Source organism: Thermus sp., assembly GCF_040290245.1.
Classification (GTDB): domain Bacteria; phylum Deinococcota; class Deinococci; order Deinococcales; family Thermaceae; genus Thermus_A.
In genome coordinates this window covers 1-2,087 of the sequence record NZ_PSMQ01000117.1, presented here as the reverse complement: position 1 = coordinate 2,087, position 2,087 = coordinate 1, and the positions used below count along the sequence as shown (strand labels likewise).

At 65.2% G+C, this 2,087-nt stretch carries 2 protein-coding genes; both read right to left on the bottom strand.

The annotated features are described in order from the left end of the window. Window positions 1-1,612 (bottom strand): exonuclease domain-containing protein (locus C4301_RS09900; protein WP_352414901.1); only part of this gene is annotated, 1,612 nt, incomplete at its 3' end. Beyond that, window positions 1,609-2,087 (bottom strand): putative nucleotidyltransferase substrate binding domain-containing protein (locus tag C4301_RS09895; protein WP_352414900.1); only part of this gene is annotated, 479 nt, incomplete at its 5' end. The genes C4301_RS09895 and C4301_RS09900, both read right to left, overlap by 4 nt.

Below are 2,087 nucleotides of genomic sequence, written 5' to 3'. Positions count from 1 at the left end.
TCAAGGCATCGCCCAAGGCGGTGTGCCGGCCCAAGACCGGCACGCCGAACCGTCGGGCCAGGGCTTCGAGGGCCAGATCCCCCTCTTCAAAAAGAAGCTGGGCCAGAAGAAGGGTGTCCAGAAGCGGTCTGGGGAAGTCCAGGCCCAGCTTCTTCCCCTCCCGGCTTAAGAAGGCCAGGTCAAAGGCCCCGTTGTGAGCCAGGAGAAGGCTTCCTTCTTGGAAACGGAAAAACTCGGGAAGGACCTCCTGCACCTTGGGCTGGCCCCGCACCATCTCCTCCGTGATCCCGTGCACCTGGCTCGAGGCCTGGGGGATGGGCCGGCCTGGGTCCAGGAGGGCTTCAAAGGTCTCGGGGAGGATCCGGTCCCCCAAAAGCCGCACCGCTCCGATGGCGAGAATGGCATCCTCTTCGGGGTCAAGCCCTGTGGTCTCAAGGTCCAAGGCGGTGTAAAGGGCTTCCCGAAGAGGCTTCCTTAGAAGGGGAGAGGGCGTGGCTTCCAGAAGGCGGAAGTCGTAAAGGGGTGGCCGCTCGGGAAGGGGGTCTTGCGGTCGAGCCCCAAGGAGGGGAAGGCTCAGGAAGGTCCGTCCCTCCTTGAAAACGGCCCTTCCCCCCTGCCGCCGCACCTCCTCCAAGAGGGCGTGGGGAGGGTGGGGCACCGGATAGAGGGCGAGCTCGACGCGGTTCTGGTCCGTTTTGGCCTCGAGCCAGAGGGCTTCCACCCCCGCCTGGGCCAAAAGGCCCGCCAGCTCCTTGAGGGCACGCAGGAGGCCAAGGCGCTCCACTTCCAAGAACCCCTCCCCCTCCACCCGGACCCCGGGGGCGTAGCCCAGCCGGTCCTCGAGGGTCTGGGCCACCAGGCGGGCCAGGTCCTTTAGGCTAAGGGCTTCCTTTTCCGAAGGGGCTCCTCCCTCCTTGGGGACAGGGTTCGCGCGGCCTTCTAAGAGGAGGAGAAACCCCTGAGGCAAGGGGACCGTCCTGAGCCGGAGGCCGTTCAGGGCGAAAGGGTGGCCCGGGGCTTCCAGGGCCTGGGCCAGAACCTCCCGTAAGAGGGCGTAGAGATTCTTCCCCAGAAAGAGGTCGGGCAAAAGGGCCTTGGCCCAAGGATTGTACAGGACCACCTGGCCCAGCTGGTTGGCCATCACCACCCCCAGGGGGAGGTTGGCCAGGAGGGCCAGAAAGCGTTCATGCTCCAATTCAAGGCTTTTTCGGACCTCCCTTTCCCGTCTTTTCGCTTCCTCTTCCAGGGTGTGCGCCTTTTCCGCCAGGGCGTTCACCTTCTGGGCCAGGTCCCGGATTGCCCAGGGGCCCTCCAGGGGGAGGCGGTGACCGGGGTTGCTCCGGAGGATCACCTCCACTTCCCGGCCCAGGGCCCTGGCCGCGGCCATAAACCCTAGGAAAAGGGGCTGGAGGAGGAGGGCCAGAGGCGCAAGCAGGAGGATTCCCAGGAGGCCCAAAAGGGGCGCGCGCCTCTTTAGGGCCTCGAGGAGGTGGCTTTGGGCCTCCGGGGGAAGGTCGGAGTACACGAGCCAGACCGCCCAGGCCGCCGCCATCGCCACAAGGAGGTGGCACAGAAGGAGCACCCCTAGAAAATGGAGGAGTTCCCGCTTCATAACCTTATCTGGAACCTTTCCGCTGTGTAGGCCTGAACCTGGGCGATGAGATGAAAAGCTTCCATTAGCCGTTCGGCCTCCCGGGCGCTGAGGGTTTTGACCTCCACCTCATGCGTGAGGGGAATCCCCTGCTTTAAGGCCCAAAGCTGGTGCTCGAGCCGGAGGCCGAAGAGAAAGGCGTAGGCCTCGGTCAGCCCTTCTGCCGTCTTTTCGCTCAGGATTCCCTTTTGGGCGGCGGCAGCAAGCCGCCTAGGGGTGCTTTTTTCCCGGCTTTGGGCCAGGAGGCCGTAAAGCCGAGCCAGGCTTACGATGGGGGCGATCCCCCCCCGCTTCAGGTCCACCCGGCCCTTTGGGGCCTGGAGGCGGCCCAGGAAGCCCAGGGGAGGACGGAAGGCCAGGCTGGCCCTTGCCAGATGGTAAAGGAAGACCCCACGGCCGGCCTCCTCTTGGATGAGGCCCTCCAGGGGCTTGAGGG